The organism is Streptomyces sp. NPDC002156 (genome assembly GCF_053593675.1).
This window is the reverse complement of sequence record NZ_JBSFDA010000333.1, coordinates 1-4,006: the sequence shown is the minus strand read 5'-3', so window position 1 is coordinate 4,006 and position 4,006 is coordinate 1. Positions and strand designations below refer to the sequence as shown.

The window sequence follows — 4,006 nt, the reverse complement described above, 5'->3', positions numbered from 1 at the left end:
AGGTCAACCGGCACGGCGAACGCTTCGTCGACTCCGACTACTGGTCGGGCCAGACACCCCCCTTTTTTCACGCGTCAGAGCGCCAGTTGCTGCCGAAGCGCCCGGTCGATCTCCTTGAGCGCATGCGGTGGCACCGTTCCGATGCGGTGCCCGATCCTGGAGAAGTCGAGGGCCCGGATCTGTTCGCACTGCGCCTTGGAGTCCACCCTCAGACCGCACTCGGCCGCATGCAACAACACCTGGAACGGCCGCACATGCGTGATGTTCGACGTCACCGGCACCACCGCCAGGACACCTCGCCCCGCGCGGTCCGCCATGCGGTTGGCGGCATTATTGGTCACAAGGATCGCCGGGCGCGTCTTGTTCGCCTCACTACCCACTGCGGGGTCGAGGTCCACCAAGTAGATCTCACCGCGATTCATCTGAGATGCCGTCCCCCACCGTGCGGTCCCACAGTTCCGCGTCTTCGCTCGCATACCACTCGTCCCATGCGGCGAGGTACTCCTCTTCGAGTGCCGACTCGCGCAGCATCTGAATGGCGGCATGTATCACGGCGGACCGGGATTCCGCAGCCTTCTTGACTGCGTACTCATCGACGAAGGTGACATCGTCCTCCGGCAGACTCACACTGATCTTCATGCCTCAAAGGTAGCACGGTAGGAACAGGGAGGCTACTAATAGTACTACCTTTCGCCTCTTGGTCGGCGCCTCAGCCCCGCCTCACCTCATACAGAAAGCACCCGTACTCCACCGCCCGCACATGCACCACCGCCACCTCCGGATCGGCGAACGCCTCCTCGAACGCCGTCTCGAAGTCACCCTCCACCAGCCGCCCCCCGACGATCCGCCCCTCCCGGGAGTACCTCCGCAGTACCCGCCGCTCCCGCGCGAACGGGAACCCCTCCCCCGCCACCACCGGCCCCTCGCACGCCTCCGCGTGGATGAACACCGGACCCTGTTCGTCGTACGGCCCGGGCTCCGCCCCCGTCTCCGCCGCCCACCGCCGCAGCGGGGCGTAGGAGATGAGGGCGATCCGCTCCCCGGGGGTGCTGTGCCGCAGGCAGCAGCGCAGCGGCGAGCCGCCCTCCGTGTCCGTCAGGGGAACCAACTCGCGCCCCGCATCGTCAGCAGAACGCAGCCCTTTCAAGATCAGTGGATCAATGGGTCGTACGGCGTACGTGATGTGTGTTGTCGCGTGTGTCGTCATGACTCCACGTTCGCGCCTGTCCAGCCCGCTCACCGGCGGGTTCCGGACATCGCGTCGGCCACGGATCCCATGGAAGGATGGCGCAACCCACACATACGAGGAGATGACCGCGTGCCTGGCACAAACCTGACCCGCGAAGAGGCGCAAGCGCGGGCGAAGCTGCTCACCGTTGACTCGTACGAGGTCGAACTCGACCTCTCCGGCGCGCAGGAGGGCGGCACCTACAGGTCCGTGACCACGGTGCGCTTCGACTCCGCCGAGACCGGCGCGGAGTCCTTCATCGACCTGGTGGCCCCGACCCTCCACGAGGTCACGCTCAACGGGGACGCCCTCGACCCCGACGAGGTCTTCAAGGACTCCCGGATCGCCCTGCCGGGGCTGCTCGCCGGGCGCAACGTCCTTCGGGTCGTCGCCGACGCCGCCTACACCAACACCGGTGAGGGACTTCACCGGTTCGTCGACCCCGTCGACCAGCAGGCCTATCTCTACACCCAGTTCGAGGTCCCGGACGCGCGCCGCGTCTTCGCCTCGTTCGAGCAGCCCGACCTCAAGGCGACCTTCCAGTTCACGGTGACCGCGCCGTCCGGCTGGACCGTCATCTCCAACTCGCCGACGCCCGAGCCCAAGGGCGACGTCTGGCGCTTCGAGCCGACGCCCCGGATCTCGACGTACATCACCGCGCTCATCGTCGGGCCTTATCACTCGGTCCACAGCGTGTACGAGGCCGACGGGCAGACCGTGCCGCTGGGCATCTACTGCCGGCCCTCGCTCGCCGAGTTCCTCGACTCCGACGCCATCTTCGAGGTGACCCGGCAGGGATTCTCCTGGTTCCAGGAGAAGTTCGACTACGCGTACCCGTTCAAGAAGTACGACCAGCTGTTCGTGCCGGAGTTCAACGCCGGTGCCATGGAGAACGCGGGTGCCGTCACCATCCGCGACCAGTACGTGTTCCGGTCGAAGGTGACCGACGCCGCCTACGAGGTGCGCGCCGAGACCATCCTGCACGAGCTGGCGCACATGTGGTTCGGCGACCTCGTCACCATGGAGTGGTGGAACGACCTGTGGCTGAACGAGTCGTTCGCCACCTACACCTCCATCGCCTGCCAGGCCTACGCGCCCGGCTCGCGCTGGCCGCACTCCTGGACCACATTCGCCAACTCCATGAAGACGTGGGCCTACCGCCAGGACCAACTGCCGTCCACCCACCCGATCATGGCCGAGATCCGCGACCTCGACGACGTCCTCGTCAACTTCGACGGCATCACGTACGCCAAGGGTGCCTCCGTACTCAAGCAGCTCGTCGCGTACGTCGGCATGGACGCGTTCTTCGCGGGCGTGCAGGCCTACTTCAAGCAGCACGCGTACGGCAACACGCGGCTCAGCGACCTGCTCGGCGCGCTGGAGGAGACCTCCGGGCGCGATCTGAAGGCCTGGTCGAAGTCGTGGCTGGAAACGGCCGGCATCAACATCCTGCGGCCCGAGATCGAGACCGACGCGGACGGGGTCATCACCTCCTTCGCCATTCGGCAGGAGGCGCCCGCACTCCCGGCAGGGGCGAAGGGTGAGCCGACGCTTCGGCCGCACCGGATCGCCGTCGGTCTGTACGACCTCGACGAAGCGACCGGCAAGCTGCTGCGCGACGACGAGGACGGGCGGATCGAGCTGGATGTCGACGGCGAACTGACCGTCGTACCGCAGCTGGTGGGCAAGCGCCGTCCGCACGTCATCCTGCTCAACGACGACGACCTCTCCTACTCCAAGGTCCGCCTGGACGACGAGTCCCTCGCCTTCGTCACCGAGCACCTGGGCGACTTCGAGGCCTCACTCCCGCGCGCGCTGTGCTGGGCCTCCGCCTGGGACATGACCCGCGACGCCGAACTGCCCACCCGCGACTACCTCTCCCTCGTCCTGTCGGGCATCGGCAAGGAGTCGGACATCGGCGTCGTGCAGTCGCTCCAGCGGCAGGTGAAGCTGGCGATCGACCTGTACGCCGACCCGACCGCCCGCGAGGCCCTGCTGACCCGCTGGACGGACGCCACGCTGGCCCACCTCCGGGCCGCCGAGGCGGGCTCCGACCACCAGCTGGCGTGGGCCCGCGCCTTCGCGGCCACGGCCCGTACGCCGGAGCAGCTGGACCTGCTGGACGCCCTCCTGGAGGGCACGCAGACGATCGAGGGGCTGACCGTCGACACCGAGCTGCGCTGGTCGTTCGTGCAGCGGCTGGCGGCCGTCGGGCGCTTCGACGAGGACCAGATCGCGGGCGAGTACGAGCGGGACAAGACGGCTGCCGGTGAGCGGCACGCCGCCACGGCCCGGGCGGCCCGTCCGACGCCGGAGGCCAAGGCGGAGGCGTGGGCGTCGGTCATCGAGTCCGACAAGCTGCCGAACGCCGTCCAGGAGGCGGTGATCGGGGGCTTCGTCCAGACCGACCAGCGCGAACTCCTTGAGCCGTACACCGACAAGTACTTCGCGGTGGTCAAGGACACCTGGGACTCACGCTCGCACGAGATCGCCCAGCAGATCGCCATCGGCTTCTACCCGGCGATCCAGGTGTCCCAGGACACCCTGGCGAAGACGGACGCCTGGCTGGCCTCCGCCGAGCCGAACGCCTCCCTGCGCCGCCTCGTCTCGGAGTCCCGCTCCGGCATCGAGCGCGCGCTCAGGGCCCAGGCGGCGGACGCGGCGGCCGAGTAGCCGGTCGGTAGGTCGGCGGGATGACGGGGCTGGGCGGTGAGGGCGCGTTCCTCGGGGTGGCGGCGGGCGTCTGCGCGCTCGTCGGACACCGGGTGGCCAGCTACG

Annotated in this window: 4 protein-coding genes; 1 reads left to right on the top strand and 3 read right to left on the bottom strand. The window is 68.2% G+C overall.

The genetic code is table 11. The features are described from left to right. Window positions 1-74 precede the first annotated feature (74 nt). The 3 genes from ACWCRB_RS49320 to ACWCRB_RS49310 all read right to left on the bottom strand — a co-directional run bounded on the left by ACWCRB_RS49320 (window position 75) and on the right by ACWCRB_RS49310 (window position 1,207). Window positions 75-422 (bottom strand): type II toxin-antitoxin system PemK/MazF family toxin, encoded by a 348-nt coding sequence (locus ACWCRB_RS49320; protein WP_235479092.1) that lies wholly within the window; start codon window positions 420-422, stop codon window positions 75-77. After that, window positions 409-639 carry an antitoxin gene (locus ACWCRB_RS49315; RefSeq protein ID WP_451002297.1) on the bottom strand — a complete coding sequence of 77 codons (231 nt, stop codon included), beginning with the start codon at window positions 637-639 and terminating at the stop codon, window positions 409-411. Before ACWCRB_RS49315 ends, ACWCRB_RS49320 begins: the two co-directional genes overlap by 14 nt. A gap of 70 nt (window positions 640-709) precedes the next feature. After that, window positions 710-1,207, bottom strand: coding sequence for a DUF1203 domain-containing protein (locus ACWCRB_RS49310; RefSeq protein WP_451002296.1), 498 nt, complete (start codon window positions 1,205-1,207; stop codon window positions 710-712). A 111-nt stretch (window positions 1,208-1,318) separates the two neighbouring features. On the opposite strand from ACWCRB_RS49310, the gene pepN reads away from it, so the two are divergent. Beyond that, complete coding sequence (pepN, locus tag ACWCRB_RS49305) at window positions 1,319-3,901, top strand: aminopeptidase N (protein ID WP_451002295.1); 2,583 nt, start codon at window positions 1,319-1,321, stop codon at window positions 3,899-3,901. The last annotated feature ends 105 nt before the right edge of the window (window positions 3,902-4,006 follow it).

Excerpts from the sequence above, each read along its gene's own strand:
- ACWCRB_RS49310 (WP_451002296.1), bottom strand. The coding sequence starts at position 1,207 with ATGACGACACACGCGACAACACACATCACGTACGCCGTACGACCCATT.
- ACWCRB_RS49320 (WP_235479092.1), bottom strand. The coding sequence starts at position 422 with ATGAATCGCGGTGAGATCTACTTGGTGGACCTCGACCCCGCAGTGGGT.
- ACWCRB_RS49315 (WP_451002297.1), bottom strand. The coding sequence starts at position 639 with ATGAAGATCAGTGTGAGTCTGCCGGAGGACGATGTCACCTTCGTCGAT.